Annotated in this window: 18 protein-coding genes; 8 read left to right on the forward strand and 10 right to left on the reverse strand. The window is 70.9% G+C overall.

What is annotated here, in order from left to right; translation table 11 throughout:
- Nucleotides 1-47 precede the first annotated feature (47 nt).
- Nucleotides 48-2354, forward strand: coding sequence for a 1,4-alpha-glucan branching enzyme (glgB, locus tag F603_RS31585; protein WP_019544924.1), 2307 nt, complete (start codon nt 48-50; stop codon nt 2352-2354).
- 111 nt (nt 2355-2465) lie between these two features.
- Here glgB and F603_RS0105020 read toward each other — a convergent pair whose 3' ends face one another.
- Entirely contained in the window at nt 2466-3866 is a 1401-nt protein-coding gene (locus F603_RS0105020) for a C4-dicarboxylate transporter DctA (protein WP_019544925.1), read from the reverse strand.
- A gap of 131 nt (nt 3867-3997) precedes the next feature.
- On the opposite strand from F603_RS0105020, the gene F603_RS0105025 reads away from it, so the two are divergent.
- The 3 genes from F603_RS0105025 to F603_RS0105035 all read left to right on the forward strand — a co-directional run bounded on the left by F603_RS0105025 (nt 3998) and on the right by F603_RS0105035 (nt 7718).
- A complete protein-coding gene (locus F603_RS0105025) occupies nt 3998-5701 on the forward strand; it encodes a sensor histidine kinase (RefSeq protein ID WP_019544926.1) in 1704 nt (567 codons plus the stop codon).
- Complete coding sequence (locus F603_RS0105030) at nt 5698-6456, forward strand: response regulator (RefSeq protein WP_019544927.1); 759 nt, start codon at nt 5698-5700, stop codon at nt 6454-6456. The genes F603_RS0105025 and F603_RS0105030 overlap by 4 nt, the downstream gene beginning before the upstream one ends.
- A gap of 227 nt (nt 6457-6683) precedes the next feature.
- On the forward strand, nt 6684-7718 hold the full coding sequence (locus F603_RS0105035; protein WP_019544928.1) for a chitinase: 1035 nt from the start codon (nt 6684-6686) through the stop codon (nt 7716-7718).
- A gap of 192 nt (nt 7719-7910) precedes the next feature.
- Here the strand turns inward: F603_RS0105035 and F603_RS0105040 are convergent, their stop codons facing one another.
- A complete protein-coding gene (locus F603_RS0105040) occupies nt 7911-8540 on the reverse strand; it encodes an LAETG motif-containing sortase-dependent surface protein (protein ID WP_037955320.1) in 630 nt (209 codons plus the stop codon).
- A 643-nt stretch (nt 8541-9183) separates the two neighbouring features.
- Nucleotides 9184-10209: a 6-phosphofructokinase gene (locus F603_RS0105045; protein ID WP_019544930.1), complete on the reverse strand. Its 1026-nt coding sequence runs from the start codon at nt 10207-10209 to the stop codon at nt 9184-9186.
- 404 nt (nt 10210-10613) lie between these two features.
- Here F603_RS0105045 and pta point away from each other — a divergent pair, with 404 nt between their 5' ends.
- The 3 genes from pta to pyk all read left to right on the forward strand — a co-directional run bounded on the left by pta (nt 10614) and on the right by pyk (nt 15452).
- Nucleotides 10614-12758, forward strand: a complete 2145-nt coding sequence (gene pta, locus F603_RS0105055; RefSeq protein WP_019544932.1) for a phosphate acetyltransferase — start codon at nt 10614-10616, stop codon at nt 12756-12758.
- Nucleotides 12755-13963: an acetate kinase gene (locus F603_RS0105060; RefSeq protein ID WP_019544933.1), complete on the forward strand. Its 1209-nt coding sequence runs from the start codon at nt 12755-12757 to the stop codon at nt 13961-13963. Before pta ends, F603_RS0105060 begins: the two co-directional genes overlap by 4 nt.
- A gap of 61 nt (nt 13964-14024) precedes the next feature.
- Complete coding sequence (gene pyk, locus F603_RS0105065) at nt 14025-15452, forward strand: pyruvate kinase (RefSeq protein ID WP_019544934.1); 1428 nt, start codon at nt 14025-14027, stop codon at nt 15450-15452.
- Nucleotides 15453-15602: 150 nt separating this feature from the next.
- Here pyk and F603_RS0105070 read toward each other — a convergent pair whose 3' ends face one another.
- The 4 genes from F603_RS0105070 to F603_RS0105085 form a co-directional block, all read right to left on the reverse strand.
- A complete protein-coding gene (locus F603_RS0105070; RefSeq protein ID WP_019544935.1) occupies nt 15603-17051 on the reverse strand; it encodes a putative sodium/potassium/calcium exchanger in 1449 nt (482 codons plus the stop codon).
- Nucleotides 17041-17664: a DUF6114 domain-containing protein gene (locus F603_RS0105075; RefSeq protein WP_019544936.1), complete on the reverse strand. Its 624-nt coding sequence runs from the start codon at nt 17662-17664 to the stop codon at nt 17041-17043. The genes F603_RS0105070 and F603_RS0105075 overlap by 11 nt, the downstream gene beginning before the upstream one ends.
- A 113-nt stretch (nt 17665-17777) precedes the next feature.
- The gene (locus F603_RS0105080) at nt 17778-18395 is read right to left on the reverse strand and encodes a DUF6230 family protein (RefSeq protein ID WP_016907340.1); all 618 of its coding nucleotides are present in this window, start codon (nt 18393-18395) and stop codon (nt 17778-17780) included.
- Nucleotides 18396-19071: 676 nt separating this feature from the next.
- Complete coding sequence (locus F603_RS0105085) at nt 19072-20028, reverse strand: tetratricopeptide repeat protein (protein ID WP_026328159.1); 957 nt, start codon at nt 20026-20028, stop codon at nt 19072-19074.
- A 282-nt stretch (nt 20029-20310) separates the two neighbouring features.
- On the opposite strand from F603_RS0105085, the gene F603_RS0105090 reads away from it, so the two are divergent.
- A complete protein-coding gene (locus F603_RS0105090) occupies nt 20311-20943 on the forward strand; it encodes a TetR/AcrR family transcriptional regulator (protein ID WP_019544938.1) in 633 nt (210 codons plus the stop codon).
- 34 nt (nt 20944-20977) lie between these two features.
- Here F603_RS0105090 and icmA read toward each other — a convergent pair whose 3' ends face one another.
- The 3 genes from icmA to F603_RS0105105 all read right to left on the reverse strand — a co-directional run bounded on the left by icmA (nt 20978) and on the right by F603_RS0105105 (nt 23720).
- The gene (icmA, locus tag F603_RS0105095; protein ID WP_019544939.1) at nt 20978-22678 is read right to left on the reverse strand and encodes a coenzyme B12-dependent isobutyryl-CoA mutase large subunit; all 1701 of its coding nucleotides are present in this window, start codon (nt 22676-22678) and stop codon (nt 20978-20980) included.
- Between the two features lie 125 nt (nt 22679-22803).
- The gene (locus tag F603_RS0105100; protein WP_019544940.1) at nt 22804-23136 is read right to left on the reverse strand and encodes a DUF3817 domain-containing protein; all 333 of its coding nucleotides are present in this window, start codon (nt 23134-23136) and stop codon (nt 22804-22806) included.
- Between the two features lie 74 nt (nt 23137-23210).
- Nucleotides 23211-23720, reverse strand: a complete 510-nt coding sequence (locus F603_RS0105105) for a MarR family winged helix-turn-helix transcriptional regulator (protein ID WP_019544941.1) — start codon at nt 23718-23720, stop codon at nt 23211-23213.
- Nucleotides 23721-23840 lie beyond the last annotated feature (120 nt).

The raw sequence follows: 23840 nt of genomic DNA on the forward strand, positions 1-23840 counted from the left end.
CCGCACCGCAGCAGCGCGGCCCCCGACCGCCCCAGAAAGGCACCGCCGTGACGACGAGCAACCCCCTCCGCCCCGCCCCCGTCCCACCGCAGCACCCCGCACCGCGCTGCGCCGTCCTACCGGCGCCGCCGCTCCCCGAGGCGGACCGCAGACGCCTCCTCGACGGGACGCACCACGACCCGCACGCGCACCTGGGCGCGCACCCGACCGGGGCGGGCGTCGTCTTCCGCGCCCTGCGCCCCTTCGCGCACGCGGTCGCCGTCCTGCTCGACGGGGCACGGGCCGAACTCATCGACGAGGGCGACGGTTTCTTCGCCGCCACCGTCCCGCTGAAGCCGATGAGCGGCCGGGAGCACCCCACCGTCCCGCCGTACGAGCTGCTCGTCCGCTACGGCGCCGAGCCCGGACAGGACGAGCTGCGGACGGCCGACCCGTACCGATTCCTGCCCGCGCTGGGCGAGTTCGACCTCCACCTCGTCGCGGAGGGGCGGCACGAGGAGCTGTGGCGGGCGCTCGGGGCGCACCCGATGACGGTCGCGGGCGTCGTCGGCACGCGGTTCACGGTGTGGGCGCCGAACGCCCAAGGGGTGCGCGTCACCGGCGACTTCAGCCACTGGGACGGGACGGCGCACCCCATGCGCTCCCTCGGTTCGGCCGGCGTGTGGGAGCTCTTCGTGCCCCGCGTGGGCGCCGGCGCACGGTACAAGTTCGAGATCGTGGGGCCCGACGGCAGCCGCTCGCTGCGCGCCGACCCCATGGCACGGCGTACCGAGTGCCCGCCGGCGACGGCGTCGGTCGTCGAGACCTCGACGTACGAGTGGCGGGACGGCGCATGGCTCGCCGCGCGCGCGGGGCGCAGCCACCACGACGCGCCGCTCTCCGTCTACGAGGTGCACCTCCCCTCGTGGCGGCCCGGCCTCGGTTACCGGCAGTTGGCCGAGGAACTGCCCGCCTACGTCAAGGGGTTGGGCTTCACCCACGTCGAGTTGATGCCGGTGGCCGAGCATCCGTTCGGCGGCTCCTGGGGCTACCAGATCACCGGCTTCTACGCGCCCACCGCCCGCCTGGGGACGCCCGACGACTTCCGGTACCTCGTCGACGCGCTGCACCGCGAGAACATCGGCGTCCTCATGGACTGGGTCCCCGCGCACTTCCCCAAGGACGACTGGGCACTCGCCCGGTTCGACGGCACCCCGCTCTACGAGCCCGCCGACCCGCGCAGGGCGGAGCACCCGGACTGGGGCACCCTGGAGTTCGACCACGGCCGCCGCGAGGTCCGGAACTTCCTCGTCGCCAACGCGGTCTACTGGTGCGAGGAGTTCCACATCGACGGGTTGCGGGTGGACGCCGTCGCCTCGATGCTCTACCTCGACTACTCGCGGCCGGAGGGCGGATGGGCGCCGAACGCCTTCGGCGGCCGGGAGAACCTCGACGCCGTCGCCTTCCTCCAGGAGATGAACGCGACCGTCCACCGCCGCTGCCCCGGTGTGCTCACCGCGGCGGAGGAGTCCACGGCCTGGGACGGTGTGACGCGGCGGACCGACGAGGTGGGCCGAAGCGGCTTCGGCGGGCTCGGGTTCGGCTTCAAGTGGAACATGGGCTGGATGCACGACACCCTCGCCTACCTCGCCAAGGAGCCCGTCCACCGCCGCTGGCACCACCACGACATGACGTTCGCGATGGTCTACGCGTACTCGGAGAACTACATCCTCCCGATCTCCCACGACGAGGTCGTCCACGGCAAGCAGGCGCTCGCCGCGAAGCCGCCGGGCGACTGGTGGCAGCGGCGCGCCTCGCACCGCGCCTACCTCGGCTTCATGTGGGCCCACCCGGGGAAGCAACTCCTGTTCATGGGCCAGGAGTTCGCGCAGGGCGCCGAGTGGTCGCAGGAACGCGGGCCCGACTGGTGGCTGCTCGATCCCGGCTATCCGGCAGAGCCGGACCACCGGGGAGTCCGCGACCTGGTACGGGAGTTGAACGCCGAGTACCGCGACGCACCCGCCCTCTGGCAGCGGGACACCGACCCGGCGGGGTTCCGCTGGGTCGAGGCGGACGCCGCGGACGACAACGTCTTCGCCTTCCTCCGTTTCGACGCGGACGGCGCTCCGCTCCTCGCCGTGAGCAACTTCTCGCCCGTCGTACGGGAGGGGTACCGGCTCGGCGTACCGGCAGCGGCGGCGTTCTGGCGCGAGGTGCTCAACAGCGACGCCGAGCGGTTCGGCGGCGGCGGCGTCCACACGCCGGGCACGCTGTCGGCCGAGCCGGTCGCCGCGCACGGGCTGGAACGTTCACTCCGTCCGACGCTGCCCCCGCTCGCCACCGTGTGGTTCCGCCCGGCCGTCTCGTCCGACTGAGCGCGTACCGAGCGGAGTTGGGCCCCGCTCGCACGACGACGCCACTCCCCACCGCGCACGCCAGGGGCGCGGCCCGACCGGGCCGCGCCCCTGGTACGTCGAGCGCAGGCGTCAGCTCCTGGCCGCGCCCTCCGACTGCGCCGGGACGGTGTCGCCCGTCGAGGCCCCCTCTGCGGGCGGCGTGTCCTCCGGGTCGGTGTCGCCCTCGGCGAGGGAGCGCTCGTCGAACGGGAGCTGTCCGCTCAGGACCTCGCCGACGCGATCCCTGTCGATCTCCTTCGTCCAGGTACCGATGAGGACGGTGGCGACGGCGTTGCCCGCGAAGTTGGTGAGGGCGCGGGCCTCGCTCATGAAACGGTCGATACCGACGATCAGCCCCACACCGTCGACGAGTTCGGGGCGGTGCGAGTTGAGGCCGCCCGCGAGGGTCGCGAGACCGGCGCCCGTGACGCCCGCCGCGCCCTTGGAGGCGACGATCATGAAGACGAGCAGCGAGATCTGCTCGCCGAGCCCGAGCGGGCTGCCCATCGCCTCGGCGACGAAGAGGGAGGCCATCGTCAGGTAGATCGCCGTGCCGTCGAGGTTGAAGGAGTATCCCGTCGGGACGGTGATGCCGACGACCGGCTTGCTGACGCCGAGGTGCTCCATCTTCGCGATCAGACGCGGCAGCGCCGACTCCGAGGAGGAGGTCGAGAGGATCAACAGCAGCTCGCGCCCCAGGTACTTGAGGAGCGCGAAGACGTTGACGCCCGTGAAGACCTTGAGGATCACCCCGAGCACGAGGAAGACGAAGAGAAAACAGGTGACGTAGAAGCCGATCATGATCACGGCGAGCGATTTCAGCGCATCGAGACCGGTCTCCCCGACCACCGCCGCCATGGCGCCGAAGGCCCCCACGGGCGCGGCCCACATGATCATCGCCAGCACCCGGAAGACGAGCTTCTGGATGTGGCCGATCCCCTTGATGATCGGCTCGCCCGCGCGGCCCATCGCCTGCAGGGCGAAGCCGACGAGCAGCGCGATCAGCAGCGTCTGGAGCACCTCGCCTTCGGTGAAGGCGGAGACGAAGCTCGTCGGGATGATGCCGAGCACGAAGTCGGTCATCCCCTCGCCGCCGTCCTCGGCCTGCGAGGCGCCGGCATCCCGCGTCGCAGCGTCGAGGTGCATGCCGTGGCCCGGCTCCAGGACGTTGCCCACGAGCAGACCGATCACGAGCGCGACGATCGACATCACCATGAAGTAGCCGATGGCGATGCCGCCCACGGCACCGACCTTCGCGGCCTTCCGCACCGACCCCACGCCGAGCACGATGGTGCAGAAGATCACAGGCGAGATCATCATCTTGATGAGCGCGACGAAGCCCTCACCGATGGGCTTCAGCTCCTTGGCGGCCTCGGGCGCCACGAAACCGAGCGTCACGCCGACCACCACAGCCAGGATCACGGCTATGTAGAGGTAGTGCGTACGGTCCCGCCGCTGCGGCGGTGACTGCTCAGGTGTCTTCTTCGACACGTCGGCTCCTCGTCAATCCTTCAATAGCGACTCCGACTCGTACCGAGTCCCGGTGACTATCCAACGGCTCGTGCGCGACGTCACGCTTCTGTGCATTACGTGCATGAAAAATCTGTAGGCAGACTTGGCGGGTGCGCACCGTGTCCCGACTTTTCGACCGCCTGCCCCGGCGGAGCAGGCGGCCCCGCAGCCTCGCCGGGCAGCTCTTCGCGATGCAGGTGGTCCTCGTCGGCCTGGTGGTCGCGGCGTGCGCGGTCTTCACGTACCTCAGCGACCGGGTCCAGGCCGAGGACGACGCCAGGCACCGGGCCTCCGCCACCGCCTCCTCCGTCGCCGACTCGCCCTCGGTGCTCGGCGCGATCGGCGGGAGCAACCCGTCGGCGCAGCTCCAGCCGTACGCCGAGCAGGTCCGGAAGGACACGGGCGTCACCTTCGTCACGATCATGGACGCGGAAGGCGTCCGCTGGACGCACCCCGACACGGCGCAGATCGGCAAGCCCTTTCTCGGCCACACCGAGGAGGCGCGAGGCGGCCGCGCCTTCACCGAGGAGTACGAGGGGACGCTGGGTCCTTCCGTCCGCGCGGTCGCCCCGATCAGGGCCGACGACGGGGGTGCGGGGACGCGGGTCGTGGGGTTCGTCTCCGCGGGGATCACGGTCGACGCGATCAGCGAGGAGCTCCGCAGGCAGCTCACCGTGCTGCTGCTCTTCGCCGCGGCGGCGCTGGCGCTCGGCGGCGTCGGCACGTACCTCGTCAACCGCCGGCTCCGCCGCCACACCCGCGGCATGAACGCGGCCGAGCTCAACCGGATGCACGACTACCACGAGGCGGCCCTGCACGCCGTCCGCGAGGGCCTGTTGATGCTCGACGGCACCCGCAGGGTGGCCCTCATCAACGACGGCGCACGCACGCTCCTCGGGCTCCGCGACGTCGAGGTGCTCGGCCGGGGCGCGGACCAACTGGGGCTGCCGCGGCGGCTGGCGGGCGCGCTCCTCTCCTCCGAGCCGCGCGTCGACGAGGTGCACCTGACGGCGGACCGGGTCGTCGTCGTCAACACCTCTCCCGTCGCGGGCGGTGAGCGCAGGGGCACCGTGGTGACACTCCGGGACCACACGGAAATCCAGGCGCTGGCAGGCGAGTTGGATTCGGCGCGCGGCCTCGCCGAGGCGCTCAGGGCACAGGCGCACGAGGCGGCCAACCGCCTCCACACCGTCGTCTCCCTCGTCGAACTGGGGCGCACCGAGGAGGCGGTGGAGTTCGCAACCGAGGAGTTGGAGCTCGCGCAGGAGCTCACCGACCAGGTCGTCGCCGCCGTCTCGGAACCGGTGCTCGCCGCGCTGCTGCTGGGGAAGGCGGCACAAGCCAACGAGCACGGCGTCGAGTTGGTGCTCACCCCCGACAGCGGGGTGCACGACGGGCTGCTCCCCGACGAGCTGCCGGCGCGCGATCTCGTCACCGTCCTCGGCAACCTCATCGACAACGCGGTGGAGGCGGCGGTCGGTTCCGGGTCCGCACGCGGTGGCGCGAGCCCGCCGCGCGTCACGGTGACGGTGCGGCTCTCCGCGGCGGAGTCGGACGGAGGACCGCCCGAGTTCCTCGTGCGCGTCCACGACACCGGGCCCGGGCTGCCCGAGGGCAGCGAGGCGGTCTTCGAGCACGGATGGTCCACGAAGACGCAGGGCGGCAGGCACGGCGCCGGCCGGGGCATCGGCCTCGCGCTGGTGCGGCAGGCGGCGCTGCGGCACGGGGGGAGCGTCGTCGCCGCCGAAGGGCCGGGCGGTGGCGCGGAGTTCACCGTACGGCTGCCGCTCCGGAACGCGGAGGCGCCCGCATGAACCCTGCCGTCCGGGATGCGCTGCGCGTGCTCGTCGTCGAGGACGATCCCGTGGCCGCCGACGCGCACGCGCTCTACGTCTCGCGGGTGCCCGGCTTCGCCGTCGCCGGGATCGCGCACACCGCGCTGGAGGCGTTCCACGCGGTGGAGCGGCACCGCGTCGACCTCCTCCTGCTCGATCTCTACCTGCCCGAAGGGCGGGGCGCGGCGTCCGAGGACAGCGGGGGCGGCGAGGGCGGCGGGGACACAGCCACGCCGACAGGGCTGGCGCTGCTGCGGCGGCTGCGCAGCGCGGGTCGCACGACCGACGTCTTCGCCGTGACGTCGGCCCGGGACCTGACGGTGATCAGGGAGGGCGTCTCGCTCGGCGTCGTGCAACACGTGCTGAAACCGTTCACCTTCCGGACGCTTCGGGACCGGCTGCTCCAGTACGAGCGGTACAAGGCGACGGAGGCCGCTGCGGGCGGCGAGGTGCGCAGCCAGGCGGAGGTGGACAGTGCGATGGCGGTACTGCGGGCGCCGAAGCGGGCCGCGCCGCCGAAGGGGATGAGCGCCGCCACGCTAGACCGCGTCGTCTCCGAACTGCGGGAGGCGGACGACGGGCTCACCGCGGCGTCCGCAGCCGAGCGCATCGGCGTCAACCGGATCACGGCGCGCCGGTACCTGGAGCACCTGGTCGAGGCGGGCCGGGCGCGCAGGGCCCCGCTCTACGGGCAGGTGGGGCGGCCCGAGTACTGCTACACCTGGCGCGACTGACACCAACGGCCGGGCTCCGCACGGCGGTTGGCCGCCGACGTTGCCGCCGTCCGCGGTCCGGCGCCGCCGGGCCGCACGACCACCGGAAACACCGCGCCGGACGGCCCGCGCTGAGCAGGGCGCGGCAAAGTCGCAGGAAGGTTTCCTATCCTTTCTATTGTCTGGACCAATCCGGGTCGCTACGGTGCCGAGCACCCACAACTGGACTCCAGAACGGGAGAGTTGCTGTGCGCCCCCACACCCCTTCGCACCGCAGAACAGCCCCCCGCACCCGCCGCAGGCTCGCCCTCGGCCTCGCCGGCGCGCTCACCGCTGCCGGCGCCCTCACCGTCACCGCGCAGGCGGCGCCGGGTGAGGACGCCCCCGCCGCGGCGCCCAGCGGCGCCAGCGGCCCCTACCTGTACCTGGGTTGGGGCAACCCGCCGGACGCCGCCGCCTTCATGGCGGAGACCGGCACCGAGCAACTGACGATGGCCTTCATCCTCTCGGACGGCGGCTGCTCGCCGGCCTGGGACGGCCAGCGTCCGCTGGAAGGCGGCCAGGACCAGCAGACGATCGAGGCGATCCAGGCGGCGGGCGGCGACGTCACACCGTCGATCGGCGGCTGGAGCGGCAACAAGCTCGGCGAAGCCTGCGGCAGCGCCGAGGAGTTGGCCGGCGCCTACCAGCAGGTGATCGACGCCTACGGGCTCGACTCGATCGACATCGACATCGAGGCGAGCGAGGTCGAGTCCGAGGAGGTCAGGCAGCGCGTCATCGACGCACTCAAGATCGTCAAGGACCGGAACGAGGGCATCAAGGTCTACGTCACCTTCGGCACCGCGCCCAGCGGTCCCATCGAGCCCGGCCAGGACCTCATCAACAAGGGGGCCGCCGCGGGGCTCGACGTCGACGGCTGGACGGTGATGCCGTTCGACTTCGGCGACGGCACGACGGACATGGCCGCCGCCACCAAGTCGGCGGTCGACGGGCTCGCCGGACGGGTCGCCGACGCGTACGGGATCTCCGAGGCGGAGGCGTACGCCAAGTCCGGGTTCTCCTCCATGAACGGCCACACCGACGTCGAGGGCGAGGTCGTCTCCGCCGCCGACTTCCTGGAGATGGTCGACTACGCCAAGGAGCACAACCTGGCGCGCGTCAGCTTCTGGGCCGTCAACCGGGACCGCGCCTGCGAGGGTGGCGGCTCCCCCGGCGACTCCTGCAGCGGTATCGACCAGCAGGAGTGGGAGTTCTCCAAGATCCTCGCCGGGTACGGCAGTTGAGCACGCCGGAAGATGAGCACGGCCCCCTGACGGGTCGAGCCCACCGGTAAGGAGCGAGGGCGCGTGCACCGGCTCGGTGCACGCGCCCTCGTCGTCCGTGCGCTTCGTCGTCCGCCGATGTCTCAGGGCGGGCCGACGGCAGGCACGTCGGCCCTCCCGCCCGCGTCGCCGCCGACGGGAGGGACCGGTGCGTCAGCCTCGCGCCGAGCGGCGCTTCCGGGTGACGGCGAGCAGGACGCCGCCGATGACCACGACGGCCGCGGCGATACCGGCGAGCATCGGGGTGGAGTTGGAGGAGCCGGTCTCGGCGAGGTCGGCGGAGTCGCCGCCCTGCTGCGGTGCAGCGGCGGGGGCGCTGCTGCTCGGCTGCTCGCTCGCCGGCGGGGCCGGGGCCGGGGCCTCGGAGGACGGCGGCGTGCTCGGCGTGTCGGTCTCGGACGGCGTCGGGGCCGGCGGTTCGGTCTCCTCGCAGGCCGGGGCCGTCTTCTCCTCGTCACGGGAGAACTTGTCGTCGTCGCCCGCGTTGACGACGAGGCGGACGGTGACCTCGTCCTTGTGCTCGGGCAGGTCGAGCTTCTTGTGGAACTCGCGCTTGAAGGTCTGCTCGGCGAGGAGGTCCTTGCCGTCCACCGTGATCTTCACGGTGTTGTCGACCTGCTCGTTGTAGTTGGTCAGGTCGACGGAGACCGTCGAGCAGTCCACGTCGAAGCCCGGGCTGTGCGCCTGGGCGGGAGCAGCGGCTATCGCGGTGCCGAGGAAAGCCGTCGCCCCCATCGCCGCGATGGCGGCGGAGCGCTGCCACCTCTTCCTCACTGCTGTCATCGTTTTCCTTCCGGGTAATTTCCTGCCGCACGGGGAAAGACGCGGCCGAGGGAGCACGCTACTCCCGCGCGCAACGCGGGACACACCGACCCAGGGGTTCCAACTCCCCCTGGTGCCGGAGTACTTCGAGATCACGCGAGGACCGGTGGCTTCCTGGCGGTGGCACTTTCCCCACCGGCGGAAAGTTCTCCGCCGAAGTCGGACCGTGGAAAGACAAAGAATTCACCAAGATTCTGGATCACTTCGCCGGACGATCTTCCACGGTGCGCCGGAATGGCACCACTGAGAGCGGCCGATGCCCTTGCGACGTACGGGAATTGCGTGTCGGCAGCACAATACGGCAGTCGCGGCCCCGCCGCCCCGCAGAATCGTCACAACCCCGTCACAGTGCCTCCAGAGGAGGGTTGAACGCGAGGCACAGCGACGGGAGTTGGCCGGGGCGGGCCTCACCGGGCTCGCGGGGAGGCACATGGAGGCCCGGTCGCGGGCATCAGGGACGTCCCGCGACCGGCACGACAAGCGCCCTGCACACACGCGCACTTGGGGACGCACGCACACGCAGCACCCGGTGACCGGGACCCCCGGCCCCGACACCCCCGCGTCGCAAACCACTTGCCGCCCTCACGACGGCGAGGCGTCCGCCTCAGAAGACCGCTTCGGTCTCGTCCATCCGGTACTGCGGTACGTGCTTGAGCTCGGTGACCGCGTCGGCGAGCGGCGCCATCACGATCTCCGTGCCGCGCAGCGCCGTCATCTGCCCGAAGTCGCCGCGGTGCGCGGCCTCGACGGCGTGCCAGCCGAAGCGGGTGGCGAGGACCCGGTCGTAGGCGGTGGGCGTGCCGCCGCGCTGGACGTGGCCGAGGATCACCGGCTTCGCCTCCTTGCCGAGGCGGTGCTCCAGCTCGACGGCGAGCTGGTTGCCGATCCCGGTGAACCGCTCGTGGCCGTACTGGTCGATGGTGCCCTTCTCGTAGGGCATCGAGCCGGCGGCCGGACGTGCCCCCTCGGCGACGCAGATGATCGCGAACTTCTTGTTCCGCGCGAACCGCTCCTCGATCATCTTCGCCAACTCGTCGATCTCGAAGGGACGTTCAGGGACGCAGATACCGTGCGCGCCGCCGGCCATGCCGGCCTCCATCGCGATCCAGCCGGCGTGCCGCCCCATCACCTCGACGACCATGACGCGCTGATGGGACTCGGCCGTGGTCTTCAGCCGGTCGAGGGCCTCGGTCGCGACCGTGACCGCCGTGTCGAAGCCGAAGGTGCGGTCGGTCGCCGAGATGTCGTTGTCGATCGTCTTCGGTACGCCGACGACCGGGAGCCCCGCCTCGGCGAGCAGCCGCGCGGCCGTGAGCGTGCCCTCGCCGCCGATCGGGATGAGCGCGTCGAGCCCGAGGCGCGACACCAGCTCCTCGGAGTTGTCGCAGGCGTCCCGCAGCCGCCCCTGCTCCAGCCGGGCCGAGCCGAGGATGGTGCCGCCCCTGGCGAGGATGCCGCTGACCGAGTTGATGTCGAGCGTGCGGTAGCGGCCGTCGAGCAGGCCCTTGAACCCGTCCTCGAAGCCGATGACCTCGTCGCCGCGGTCGTGCACGGCGCGGTGGACGAGGGACCGGATGACGGCGTTGAGACCAGGGCAGTCACCGCCGGCGGTGAGGACTCCGATGCGCATGGGGTTAGCTTCTCCTGCTCGCTGTGGGCCCGCTGAGACGGACCGCTGTACTGCTGTTCCGCTGGTACTGCTTTTCCATGTGAGCCATGTGAGCCGGTGCGATTGTTTCACGTCTTGAACCCATCGGCACTGCCCGTCCCGGCCCCTGGACCCGTCCGCGCACCTGAGCGCGGGCCCGCACGGATCGACTGCGCGCGCGGAGGGATCGCACCCGCAGGTATGGTCGAGAAGCCGGGAGGCAGCGCGGAAGCACGCCTGCACACCCGCGAGCACACCTGCACAGAAGTGCAGCTCGGGGCCGGCCGGACGTCGGCACGTCCGCGCCCGGAGCCGCCGAACCGGGCGGCGTGCGTACGGTCGGACGTGCCGACGGACGGAGCCCACGGGCAGGAGGGAGCCACCGCGTGACGCGCAGCGTGTACGTCTCCGGAATCGGCCGGGGCGACGGCCGCCAGGTCGTCGAACTCGGCCTGATGGAGCTGCTTTCGCGGCAGGTCGACCGCGTCGGGATCTTCCGGCCGCTCGCCCACGAGGGCCCCGACCGGATCTGCGAACTGCTGCGCGCCCGCTACCGGCTCACCCAGCCCGCCGCCTCCGTCTTCGGGCTCCGCTACGAGGCCGCGGCCGAGATCCAGGCGAACCTGGGCACCGACGAACTCGTCTCCCGGCTCGTGGAGCGCTACCACCAGGTCGCCATGGAGTACGAGGCGGTCCTCGTCCTCGGCACCGACTTCGCGGAGACGGGCCTCCCCGCCGAGCTGGGGCTCAACGCACGCCTCGCCAACGAGTTCGGCGCCTCCCTCGTCCCCGTCGTCGCCGCCCGCGACCAGGGCCCCGAGTCGGCCGTCGCGGAGCTCCAGAACGCGCACGAGGCGTACGCCTCGCTCGGCACCGACATCAGCGCCCTCGTCGCCAACCGCGTCCTCGACGAGGCCACCCGGCACGCCCTGCGCGACCTCGGCGAGCACCTGCCCTGCCCGCTCTACGTGCTCCCCGAGGAGCCCGCGCTCAGCGCGCCCACCATCTCCCAGGTCCGCGAGGCGCTCGACGCGGACGTGGTCCTCGGCGACCCTGCGGGCCTCGCGCGCGACGTCCGCGACTACGTCTTCGGCGGCGCCCATCTCCCCGTCTTCCTCCCCGCGTTGACCGAGAGCTGCCTCGTCGTGACGCCAGGGGACCGCGCCGACCTCGTCATGGGGGCGCTCGCCGCGCACGCCGCCGGATCGCCGCCGATAGCAGGCGTACTCCTCACTCTCGGCCACCGCCCCGACGACCAGGTCCTCGCGCTCGCCTCCCGCCTGGCACCGGGGACGCCGCTGCTCTCCGTCCCCGAGAGCTCCTTCCCCACCGCGTACGAACTCTTCGGCCTCGAAGGCGAGTTGACGTCCACCACGCCGCGCAAGGCCGAGGTGGCGCTCGGGCTCTTCGAGAACCACGTCGACACGAGGGAGCTCACCCGGCTCCTCTCGGTCGGACGCAGCTCCCGCGTCACCCCGCTGATGTTCGAGCACGAACTGGTGGAGCGGTCACGCGCCGCGCGCCAGCACATCGTCCTCCCCGAGGGCGCGGAGGAGCGGGTGCTGCGCGCCGCCGAAGTGCTGCTGCGGCGCGGCGTCTGCGACCTGACGCTCCTCGGCGACCCGGTGGAGGTCCGCAAGGTCGCCGCCGAACTCGGCATCTCGCTGCGGCTGCTGTCGGACGGCGAGCCGGCCGAACCGGGCGGTCCCGTGGCCCGCGTCGTCGACCCCCAGGCGTCGCCGCTGCGCGAGGATTTCGCCGAGTCGTACGCGCGGCTGCGCGCGCACAAGGGCGTCACGTACGAACTCGCCAGGGACATCGTCACCGACGTCACCTACTTCGGCACCCTCATGGTCGAGCACGGCCTCGCCGACGGCATGGTCTCGGGCGCCGCGCACTCCACGGCCGCCACGATCCGCCCGGCGTTCGAGGTGATCCGCACCAAGCCGGACGCGGCCGTCGTCTCCTCGGTCTTCTTCATGTGCCTCGCCGACCGCGTCCTCGTCTACGGGGACTGCGCCGTCGTACCCGACCCGGACGCCGAGCAGTTGGCCGACATAGCGATCCAGTCGGCGCAGACGGCGCAGCGGTTCGGCGTGGAGCCGCGGATCGCGATGCTCTCGTACTCGACGGGGAGTTCGGGCTCGGGCGCCGACGTCGAGAAGGTGCGGACGGCCACGGAGCTGGTGCACGACCGCCGTCCCGACCTCCTCGCCGAGGGCCCGATCCAGTACGACGCGGCCGTCGACCCGACGGTCGCCGCCGCCAAGCTCCCCGGCTCGCACGTCGCGGGGCGCGCGACGGTCCTCGTCTTCCCCGACCTCAACACCGGCAACAACACCTACAAGGCCGTGCAGCGCTCGGCCGGCGCCGTCGCCGTCGGCCCGGTGCTCCAGGGCCTTCGCAAGCCCGTCAACGACCTCTCTCGGGGAGCGCTCGTGCAGGACATCGTCAACACCGTCGCCATCACGGCCGTGCAGGCGCAGACGCAGAGCGCCCTGCCGCCGGAGCCGGAGGAGGAAGCGCCGTGACCGCCGCCACGCGGGTGCTGGTGCTCAACTCCGGTTCCTCCTCGGTCAAGTACCAGCTCCTCGACATGGCCGAGGGCGTCCGCATCGCCACGGGGCTCGTGGAGCGGATCGGCGAGCGCGAGTCCCGCATGGAGCACGTGCCGCGGCTCTCCGGCACGGGGGCCCGCGAGCGGCACACCCGCTTCGCCGACCACGACGAGGCACTGGCGGCCGTCGCCGACGAGTTGGCAGCCGACGGGTACGGCCTCGACTCGCCCCAACTCGCCGCCGTAGGACACCGCGTGGTCCACGGCGGTCTCCGCTTCACCGAGCCGACGCTCGTCGACGACGCGGTGCTCGCCGAGATCGAGCGGCTCGTGCCCGTGGCGCCGCTGCACAACCCGGCGAACCTCACGGGCATCGAGACGGCCCGCCGGCTGCGTCCCGACGTCCCGCAGGTGGCCGTCTTCGACACCGCGTTCCACTCCGCCATGCCGGAGGAGGCGGCCCGGTACGCGATCGACGTGCGCACCGCCGACGCACACCGCGTCCGCCGCTACGGCTTCCACGGCACCTCGCACGAGTACGTCGCCCGCCGCACCGCCCAACTCCTCGGCACCGAGCTGGAGGAGACCAACACGATCGTCCTCCACCTCGGCAACGGCGCCTCGGCCTCCGCCGTCTCCGGCGGGCGCTGCCTGGACACCTCGATGGGTCTCACCCCGCTTGAGGGCCTCGTGATGGGGACGCGCTCCGGCGACATCGATCCGGCCGTCGTCTTCCACCTCCACCGGGTCGCGGGGATGTCGCTCGACGAGATCGACACCCTTCTCAACAGGGACAGCGGGCTGCGCGGCCTCTGCGGCGAGAACGACATGCGGCAGATACGCAGGCGTCGGACCGAGGGCGACGCCGCGGCGCAGCTTGCGTTCGACATCTACATACACCGGTTGAAGAAGTACATCGGCGCGTACTTCGCCGTCCTCGGCCGCGTCGACGCACTCGTCTTCACCGCGGGTGTGGGGGAGAACGCGGCCGACGTACGCGCAGCGGCCGTGGCCGGGCTCGACGGCTTCGGACTCGCGGTGGACCCGGAGTTGAACACCGCGGACGCCTCGGGGCCGCGGCTCGTCTCGCCGCCGGACGCGGGGGTGGCCGTGGGGGTCGTACCGACCGACGAGGAATGGGAGATAGCACGTCAGACCTACGCGCTCGTCACCGCCTGAGGCGGTGCGCGCCCTCGCCCCCATTCGTTCCGAACATAAACAAAACGATAGGATCGCCCTCATGCGCCGTTCCAAAATCGTCTGCACGCTCGGGCCAGCCGTCGACTCCTACGAGCAGTTGAAGATGCTCGCCGAGGCCGGTATGAACGTGGCCCGTTTCAACATGAGCCATGGTTCGCACTCCGAGCACCAGGAGCGGTACAACCGCCTCCGCAAGGTCTCGGAGGAGTCAGGACGCGCCATCGGCGTCCTCGCCGACCTCCAGGGCCCGAAGATCCGGCTGGAGACCTTCGCCGACGGGCCCGTCGAGCTCGTGCGCGGCGAGGAGTTCACCATCACGACGGAGGACGTCGCCGGTGACAAGAGCATCTGCGGCACCACCTACAAGGGCCTCCCCAGCGACGTCGCCAAGGGGGACCCGGTCCTCATCAACGACGGGAACGTCGCGCTCCAGGTCACCTCGGTCGAGGGCCCGCGGGTGCACACCATCGTGATCGAGGGCGGCGTCGTCTCCGACCACAAGGGCATCAACCTGCCGGGCGCCGCCGTCAACGTCCCCGCGCTGAGCGACAAGGACGTCGAGGACCTGCGGTTCGCGCTGCGGATGGGGTGCGACCTCGTCGCCCTCTCCTTCGTGCGCGACGCCGCGGACGTGCGCGACGTCCACCAGGTCATGGACGAGGCGGGGCGGCGCGTCCCGGTGATCGCCAAGGTCGAGAAGCCGCAGGCGGTCGCCAACATGGAGCAGATCGTCGCCGCCTTCGACGGCGTGATGGTGGCGCGCGGCGACCTCGCGGTGGAGTACCCGCTGGAGCGGGTGCCCATGGTGCAGAAGCGCCTCGTCGAGCTCTGCCGCCGGAACGCGAAGCCCGTGATCGTCGCGACCCAGATGATGGAGTCGATGATCACCAACTCCCGCCCGACGCGCGCCGAGGCGAGCGACGTCGCCAACGCGATCCTCGACGGCGCCGACGCGGTGATGCTCTCCGCGGAGTCCTCGGTCGGCCAGTACCCGATCGAGACGGTGAAGACGATGTCGAAGATCGTCGGAGCCGCCGAGGGCGAGCTGCTCTCGCGCGGCCTCCAACCGCTCGTGCCGGGCAAGAAGCCGCGCACGCAGGGCGGTTCCGTCGCGCGCGCCGCCGCCGAGATGGCCGACTTCCTCGACGCCAAGGTCCTCGTCGCCTTCACCAAGTCCGGTGACACGGCGCGACGGCTGAGCCGCTACCGCGCGCGCCAGCCCATCCTCGCCTTCACGACCGAGCCGTCGACGGGCAACCAACTCACCCTCTCCTGGGGCGTCGAGGCGCACGTCGTCCCGCACGTCGACCACACCGACGAGATGGTCGACCTCGTCGACGCCGAGCTGCTGAAGATGGGCCGCTTGGAGCAGGGCGACACGATGCTGATCACCGCGGGTTCGCCCCCCGGCGTCCCCGGCACGACCAACATGGTCCGCGTCCACCACCTCGGCAGCAGCGGCAACTGACCTGCGCGTCCCCGCCGTCCCCCGCACGCACTGGAGCCGGGGCCGCGTGGGGACGTCCGTCGGGGCTCGGCCTTCCTGCGTGCACCGGGCCCCTGACGCACGCAGCGTGCGTCAGGGGCCCGGCGGTGTGCGGCTCCCGGAAGGTTCGGGTCAGGTGATGGACTGCTGGAGCCCCGGCACGGTGAGGGTGCCTCCGAACTGCGCGGCCTGCTTCACCGTCACCTTGGTGAAGTACGCCTCGGGGATGTTGAGCGGCGGCGGGTGCTCCGGGTCGAAGGTGATCGGGATGAGCCCGAAGAGGTTCCCCTTCAACTCTTCGGTGTACATGGTGACTTGACCGTCGTCGATCGTCGAGGTCGAGCCCTCGGCCGCCTGCACGTGGTACTTGGTGCCGTCGGCCCCCTCGACGATCTGGTGGAGGTCGCCGATCTCCAGACCCTTGGCGGTGAACTTCAGCGCCTGCTTCGTCTTCCCGCCGGCCGTGCGGATGTTGACGACGCCCTCGTAGTCGAGGCCGTGCAGGGTCAGCGAGGTGGCCTCCAGCGTCCAGGGGTCGTCGGGGACGGCCGCGGGCGTCTGCTCGTCCTCCCCCTCGTCCTTCTTCTCCTCGACGCACGGGAAGGGCTTCTTGCCGTTGGCGTCGCGGCCGTTCTCGTCGAGCTCGGGGGCCTTTCCGTCGCCGGACTCGCCGGCGTCCTCGCCCGCCTTGCTCTTGCCGTTCTCGCCGTCCTTGCCGCCCTTGCCGTTCCCCGAGCCGGTCTCGCCGTTCTCGGAGCCGGAGCCGGCCTCGTCGTCCTCGCCGGACTTCGCGGCCTTCTTCGCCTTGGCGACCGCCGCCTCCGCCTCGTCGAGCGCCTTCTCCGCCTTCTCCTTGGCGTCGTCCGCCTGCTTCTGGAGCTTCTTCAACAGCGGGTCGGTCTCGGTGGGCGCCGACTCGTCCTCGTCCTCGGCCTCGCCGTCCTCGGCCGACGCACCGGACTCCGCCGCCTGCTCCTCCTTCGGCGTGAAGAGATCCTTGAGCTTGTCGCCGAGCCCCAGGGGGTCGAGCGGGTTCTTCGGCTTCTCCTCCTCGGGCGCTTCGCCCTCGTCGGTACCGGAGTCGGCGTCCTCACCGTCCTCGCCCTGCTGCTTCTTCTTCTCGGCCGCGTACTTCTTGGCCGCCTTCTCGGCGGCCTCGACGGCCTTCGTGGCGCGCTCCTTGGCGTCCTCGGCGGCCTGCTCGACGGCCGTCGTCGCCTTCTCGCCCGTCTCGGCCGCGGCGCCCCCGCTCTCCTCCACGGCCTTACCGGGGTCGTCGGCAGCCGAGCCCTTCTCGGTGGCCTTCTCGTCCTCCTGCCCCTTGTCGGGCACGGAGACGCAAGGACCGTCCCTGAAAGGGTTCTTGGGGATCGGCTTCGCGTTGGCGAACTGCGGTGTGACGCCCATGCCCAGGAGGACCGTGGGCATCGCCGCCAGAGCTATCGCCTTGCCCGCCGGCATGTGCAGCCGGGTCAGCAGCGGCTTGCGCGGCAGAGCATGCCGGGGGCCGGTTCTGCCGCGGCCGGCGGGTGCGGATGCCGCACCTCCGCCTGCCTCCTCGTGCACCTCGTCACCCGGCACGGTGCCTCCCGTTCCCCATCGCGTCGGCCCCCGCGGCGGGGGCCACTCCAGAGACTGCTGTGCTCGATCCGGGGCCCTCGGCGTCCGGGCCCTGTTGCGGTTGCTCGGCGCGGGACGCGCCCTCGGCTCCGTGGGCCTGCGCGGGGCGCGGGGCCGCCGTGGCGTCAGGGTCCTCGCCGCTCTCGCCCGTACCGGGCTGCTCCGGCGGCTGCGGCTTACCCGGTGCCCAGGAGACGCCCAACGCGCCGCCTATCAGGCCGAGAAGAAAACCGATCAGGAACGCGCCCACGTTCGAGACGACCAGCGAGACCAGCGACAGCAGGATCGCGGCGACGCCGGCGAAGACCCTGGAGTGCGGCTGGAACCACATGGTGAGGCCGAGGACGACCAGCAGCACGCCGATGATCAGCGAACCGGCCCCCGCCGTCGTCGACATACGGATCGTCAACGAGCCCAGAGTGAGGTTCTGGTACGGGATGTACATGATCGGAATGCCGGCGAGCAGCGTGAGCAACCCTCCCCAGAACGGGCGCTTGCCGCGCCAGTTCCGGAACGAACGGCGCTTCCGGCCGAATCCGGTCATCAGCCTCTGTCGCGTGTCGGCGTCGCTCATGTCGTAGGGCTCCTTGAACTGGCGCAAAACGTACTGGGTGGTGCAAGGCCGGCCGCACGGGCGCGGGACGGAAACACGCCGAAGTCCTCGCGCCCGTACGGTCGTTCAGTGCGTCAGTAGCACTCGTGCTTGCCCTTCTTGACGGACATGTTGAGCCCGCTCAGCTTGAAGGTGCCGGCTGTGGTCGCCCACGCACGCTGCTTGACGTCGGTGAAGTGGACGCTGTCTGCCTGCTGCGAGAACGAGTCCGGCAGGTACTTGTCGCCCTTGTGCGGACCCGGACCCTTCGTGCCCTTGTCGACCGAGACACCGATGTCGATGTTCTTGAACGTCGCATTGGTGCTCATCTGGTCGGCGTCGACGTACAGCTTCTTCGCCTCGACCTTCGGGCTGCCCTTGGCACCCGCACCGAGGTTCATCGACACGTCGCCGAAGACCGGCACGGGTATGACGACCGACTGGCACAGATTCCTGATCTGCGCCGAGTTCATGCCGACGACCGTGACGGGCTTCTGGCCCTTGGCCGTGCTGTCGATGGCGCCGTACTGAACGAAGCCGTTCGCGTCGAGCGACTCGGCAGTGAGCTTGAACTGCTGACCGGAGACGCTGAACGATGCCGCCAACGCGCCTTGCGAGAGCGCGACGCCGATGGCGGCGGTTGCGGCAACGCTGGGCACCATGACCACGGCGAACCGCTTCCATCTGGTCCCGCCACGAGCCTGGGACTCCATGACTTTCCTCCTTCTCGGACGTACATCTCCGGCCCGGGCACTGCCGAGCGGCAGTCGCTCCCGGCCTGGGATGGGAGAAGTGCTACGTCCTCGGGAAGGGGAACGCCGCCGTCGAAGACGTGTCTGCGTCAAGACGTCACGTCCGAGCTGTCGGCGATCACCCCCGAGCGACAACCACTGGCCACGCTCACGCGCAACCTGCTTTGTACGGACAGGCCCTGCCTGGGCAGAGACCCCCCTGTCCGGAAGACCGGCGATGTTCCGGGCGCGCCGTGCAGCGCTCGCGCGGCGCTGATGCCGGTCTGCTCGGTGGGGACCCAGAGCGGCGCAGCACCGAATGGATTGCCGGGCTGCGAGCAATGGACCGAGCTTGGCCGATCGTGGTGCATCTGAACGCTCCGCACAAGGGGGTTCGTTACTTACGAGTAACGCTCAGGTCACCGGAGTTGGGGTCTCTGGTGCAGATCGAGCACGCAGCGTCGCCGGAGGGTGGCGTGCAGAACGGGGGTGAAAGGAGCAATCCCGGACGAGAAGACGAAGATCCGTTACCGGACGTAACAGCGGCCGCGATCGCCAAGTTTTGGCAAAACGCGGCCGCTGTTGTCGCTAAATCAATGAGTAGTGGCGGGGACGGAGCTGGTCAGCACGACCGCCGACGAGCCCCGATCGCCCACGCTCAGAACAGCACCCGGGCGAGCGCCGCACGCGCTGCGACCACCCGCGGGTCCTCGGAGCCGATCACCTCGAAGAGCTCCAACAGCCGCAGCCGCGCGCTCTCCCGCTCGTCCCCCGCGCTCCGCTGCACCGCCTCGACGAGCCGCGAGAAGGCGTCCTCGACATGGCCGCCGGCCATGTCGAGGTCGGCCACGCGGAGTTGGGCCGCGACGTCCCGCGGGGAGTCGGCCGCCTCCTGGCGCACCTGGCGCGCGTCGAGCTGCTGGACGCGGCCGAGCAGCTCGGCCATGGCGAGGCCGACCTTCGCCTCGGTGTTGTTGGGCTGATCGGCGAGCACGTTCTTGTAGGCCTGGACGGCACCGCCCAAGTCGCCGGCGTCGAGAGCCTCTTGAGCTGCGGCGAGCACCGGGTCCTCGGGCTCCGCCGGTTCGGCGGCGGGCTCCTCGACCTCCTCAGGGACCCCCTGGAGCCCAGTGATGCCGAACCGCTGCTCGGCGACCTGGACGAGTTGGTCGAAGGTCTGCCTGATCTGCTCGTCGCCCGCGGCACCCTGGAAGAGGGGGAGCGCCTGGCCTGCGATGACGGCGAAGACCGCGGGGATGCCCTGGATGCCGAACTGCTGCATCAGCATCTGGTTCTTGTCGACATCGATCTTGGCGAGGAGGACGCGACCCGCGTACTCCTTCGTCACCCGCTCCAGCGCGGGCGAGAGCTGCTTGCACGGCTCGCACCACTCGGCCCAGAAGTCGATGACGACCGGCACCTCGGCCGAACGCTGGAGGACGTCGGCCTCGAAACCGGCCTCGTCCACATCGATCACCAGGCCCGCAGGTGCGGGCGCTCCGCCCCCTTCGGCGGAGCGCGTACGCGCCTGCTCCGCCTTCTCCTTGGCCTCCCCGGCCGCCTTCACCGCGGCGAGGTCGACGACTCCGCTCATGGACATGTTGCGTGGCTGCATGAGACCAGTCTCCCCCTTCCGCGCGGGCGGTTGTGCACATGCGCCGGGGTCCCCACCCGGCTCGTGGTTGTCGCAGCGGGAATGACCGCCCGGAGGAGACCGGGCAGGGCAGGAACGCGAGACGCACTCGCACGGCCCTGCATTCCGCTACGCGTCGTAGCGTAACACCGAGCCACCGAGGCGTGCAGCCCACCGAGGACGAAGGGCGAGCGGCCCCCAACTCCCTTTCCTGACCCGGGAAAGCCGGTTACCGGGGAGTACTACGCCCGCGTACCCGGCGGTATGGTGCGCACCATGACAGCCCCCTCCCGCCCGCGACGCGGCCGCCCCCGGAGCCCGGAGGCCGACCGCGCGATCCTCGACGCCACCCGGTCCGCGCTGGTGGAACTGGGGTGGAGAAAGGTGACGATGGGGCTCATCGCCGAACGGGCGGGCGTGGCCAAGACCACGCTCTACCGACGCTGGGCGAGCAAGAGCGAACTGGTGGTGGACGCCGTCTCCGTGGTCTTCGACGAGCTCCACCTCCCCGACAGCGGCAGTCTCCGCACCGACATCGAGGACGTCGTGCTCGCCTTCGCCGAACTGCTCCGCCGTCCGGAGGCGAAGTCCGCGCTGATGGCCGTGGTCGCCGAGGCGACGACGGAGCCCGTACTGCGCGCGAAGATCAAGGAGATCCTCGTCGGGCGGCAGAAGCGGCTCGTGGTGCTCGGACGCCAACGCGCCCAGGCGCGGGGCGAGTTGCCCCCCGACCCGGGCGGCCCCGAGCAGGCGTCCCGCGCCGTGGACCTCATCTTCGACGTCATAGCGGGCGCCGTCGTCCACCGCTCCCTCATCAGCACCGAGCCGATAGACCGCGAGTGGGCACAGCGCTTCACCAACCTGCTCCTCGGCGGCCTCCCCGCCACCTCCGAGTGACCCCGGGCCGCGGAACCGCGGCGGCCCGGGCGGCTCAGAAGACCGGCGGCTCGGTGTAGACGCCCCACTCCTCCCGCAACGCCCCGCAGATCTCCCCGAGGGTCGCCTCGGCACGCACCGCGGCGAGCATCGGCTCGATGAGGTTCGCCGAACCCCGCGCCGCCTCGACCATCGCCGAGAGCGCGGCCGAGACAGCGGCATCGTCCCGCTCGGCCTTGCGTTCGCCGAGCGCCTTCACCTGCTCCTGCTCGACCTCGTGCCCGACACGGAGGATCTCCAACTCCCCCGTGACCGAACCGGTGTGGCAGTTGACGCCGACGACCTTCTTCTCCTCCTTCTCCAGCGCCTGCTGGTAGCGGAAGGCGGACTCGGCGATCTCGCCCGTGAACCAGCCGTCGTCGATCCCGCGCAGGATGCCCGAGGTCATCGGCCCGACCGGGTGCTCGCCCGTCGGCACAGCACGCTCCGCGCGCTCCAGTATCCGCGCGAAGACCTCCTCGGCCTGCTCCTCGATCCGGTCCGTGAGCTGCTCGACGTACCACGAACCCCCCAGCGGGTCCGCGACGTTGGTGACCCCCGTCTCCTCCATCAACACCTGCTGGGTACGGAGCGCGATCTCCGCCGCCTGCTCGCTGGGGAGGGCGAGGGTCTCGTCGAGCGCGTTGGTGTGGAGCGAGTTGGTGCCGCCGAGAACGGCGGAGAGGGCTTCGAGCGCGGTGCGCACCACGTTGTTGTAGGGCTGCTGCGCGGTGAGCGAGACCCCGGCGGTCTGCGTGTGGAACCGCAGCCACTGGGCCCGCGCCGTCTTCGCGCCGTAGACGTCGCGCATCCACCGGGCCCAGATCCGGCGTGCCGCGCGGAACTTGGCGATCTCCTCGAAGAAGTCGAGGTGCGCGTCGAAGAAGAACGAGAGGCCCGGTGCGAAGGTGTCGACGTCGAGGCCGCGGGAGAGCCCGAGTTCGACGTAGCCGAAGCCGTCGGCGAGGGTGTAGGCGAGCTCCTGCGCGGCCGTGGAGCCGGCCTCCCTGATGTGGTAGCCCGAGACGGAGAGCGGCTTGTACGCCGGGACGCCGCGGGTGCAGTACTCCATGAGGTCGCCGATGAGGCGCAGATGGGGTTCGGGCTTGAAGAGCCACTCCTTCTGCGCGATGTACTCCTTGAAGATGTCGGTCTGGAGCGTGCCGTTGAGCGCCCCCGGGTCGACGCCCTGCCGCTCGGCCGCGACGAGGTACATGCAGAAGACCGGGACGGCGGGCCCGGAGATCGTCATCGACGTGGTGACGCTGTCGAGCGGGATGCCGCGGAAGAGGACCTCCATGTCCGCGGCCGAGTCGATCGCGACGCCGCAGTGGCCGACCTCGCCGAGGGAGCGGGGGTCGTCCGAGTCGCGGCCCATGAGCGTCGGCATGTCGAAGGCGACGGAGAGCCCGCCGCCGCCGGCGTCGAGGATCATGCGGTAGCGCTCGTTGGTCTGCTCGGCGTTGCCGAAGCCGGCGAACTGGCGGATGGTCCAGGTGCGTCCGCGGTACCCGGTGGGGTGCAGGCCGCGCGTGAACGGATACTCGCCGGGCCAGCCGATCCTCTCGAACCCCTCGTAGGTGTCCGTGGGTCGAGGGCCGTACACCGGCTCCACGGGGTCGCCGCTGAGCGTGGTGAAATCCGCGTCCCGCCGGTGGGCGGCGTCGTAGCGCGCCTGCCAGCGGTCGCGACCCTGTGCGATGGCTTCAACATCCATACGGCCAATTTAATTGGACGTCCTACTATCCGTCTACGGCAGCAGGTCAGCCCGTTACTCGGCTGCCCCGGACCGGCTCCAGGAGGAGGACGAGCGGCCCGGACTCCGGCCCGGGCCGGGGGAGTTCAGGCCCTGACCGGGTCCTGCTTCGCGTCGGCGAGGAGCGGCTCGACTTCGGCGCGCACCCGGCGCTCGACGAAGAAGGCGGCCGTCGGAATCGTGCCGGCGACGAGGACCCAGAGCAGCTTGCCGAACGACCAGCGCGCCTTCTGCCCGAGATCGAAGGCGAAGCCGAGGTAGACGATGTAGAGCAGGCCGTGCGCCTGGGAGACGACGAACGTGACGTCCTCGCCCATGCCGAAGCCGTACTTGAAGATCATGCAGGCGCAGAGCACCAGCAGCATCACGGCGGTGACGTAGGCCATCACCCGGTAGCGGGTCAGCACGGTCCTCTTCATGAGGACGAGCCTAAGCGGTCCGCTCCGTGCACTCTCCGGCGGGTATGCACGGAAGGCTCCACGGCGTCCCCGCTTCAGTCCTCCTGGAAGTCGTCCGCCGCTATCCGCAGCGGGCGCAGCATCTCGAAGATCTGGCGGCACTCCTCGGAGTCGTAGACGCCGAGGCCGAAGTCGATCGCCATCAGCTCCCGCGTCGTCGCCTCGCAGACCTCCCGGCCCTTGTCCGTGATGGAGGCGAGGGTGCCGCGGCCGTCGTTGGGGTTCGGACGCTTGGCGACGAGCCCGGCCGATTGGAGGCGGTCGATGGTGTTGGTGACCGAGGTGGGATGCACCATCAGCCGCTCGCCGATCTTGGACATCGGGAGCTCGCCCTCGCGGGAGAAGGTGAGGAGCACCAGCGCCTCGTACCGCGCGAAGGTGAGCCCGTAGGGCTTGACGACGGCGTCCACCTCGGCGAGCAGGATCTGCTGGGCACGCATGACGGAGGTGATCGCGGCCATCGACGGCACGGAGCCCCAGTGCTGCTTCCAGTGCTCGTCGGCGCGGGCGATGGGATCGAACGTCAGGCTCAGCGGCTTCGACACGGGGCCGACCCTACCGGCCGCCCACATGGCGGTTGCAGCGGTCTCACGCGACGGGCGGACACAGCGGTAGGACGGGTGGCGGAGGGACCCCTCCGCCACCCGTCCCGGTGCGCCTCCCGC

Source organism: Streptomyces sulphureus DSM 40104 (assembly GCF_000381025.1).
Classification (GTDB): domain Bacteria; phylum Actinomycetota; class Actinomycetes; order Streptomycetales; family Streptomycetaceae; genus Streptomyces; species Streptomyces sulphureus.

Bases quoted from the DNA above. Each gene is read 5' to 3' on its own strand.
- F603_RS0105030 (WP_019544927.1), top strand. From the start codon at position 5,698: ATGAACCCTGCCGTCCGGGATGCGCTGCGCGTGCTCGTCGTCGAGGAC.
- F603_RS0105040 (WP_037955320.1), bottom strand. From the start codon at position 8,540: ATGACAGCAGTGAGGAAGAGGTGGCAGCGCTCCGCCGCCATCGCGGCG.
- F603_RS0105045 (WP_019544930.1), bottom strand. From the start codon at position 10,209: ATGCGCATCGGAGTCCTCACCGCCGGCGGTGACTGCCCTGGTCTCAAC.
- pyk (WP_019544934.1), top strand. From the start codon at position 14,025: ATGCGCCGTTCCAAAATCGTCTGCACGCTCGGGCCAGCCGTCGACTCC.
- F603_RS0105075 (WP_019544936.1), bottom strand. From the start codon at position 17,664: ATGAGCGACGCCGACACGCGACAGAGGCTGATGACCGGATTCGGCCGG.
- F603_RS0105080 (WP_016907340.1), bottom strand. From the start codon at position 18,395: ATGGAGTCCCAGGCTCGTGGCGGGACCAGATGGAAGCGGTTCGCCGTG.
- F603_RS0105085 (WP_026328159.1), bottom strand. From the start codon at position 20,028: ATGCAGCCACGCAACATGTCCATGAGCGGAGTCGTCGACCTCGCCGCG.
- F603_RS0105090 (WP_019544938.1), top strand. From the start codon at position 20,311: ATGGTGCGCACCATGACAGCCCCCTCCCGCCCGCGACGCGGCCGCCCC.
- icmA (WP_019544939.1), bottom strand. From the start codon at position 22,678: ATGGATGTTGAAGCCATCGCACAGGGTCGCGACCGCTGGCAGGCGCGC.
- F603_RS0105100 (WP_019544940.1), bottom strand. From the start codon at position 23,136: ATGAAGAGGACCGTGCTGACCCGCTACCGGGTGATGGCCTACGTCACC.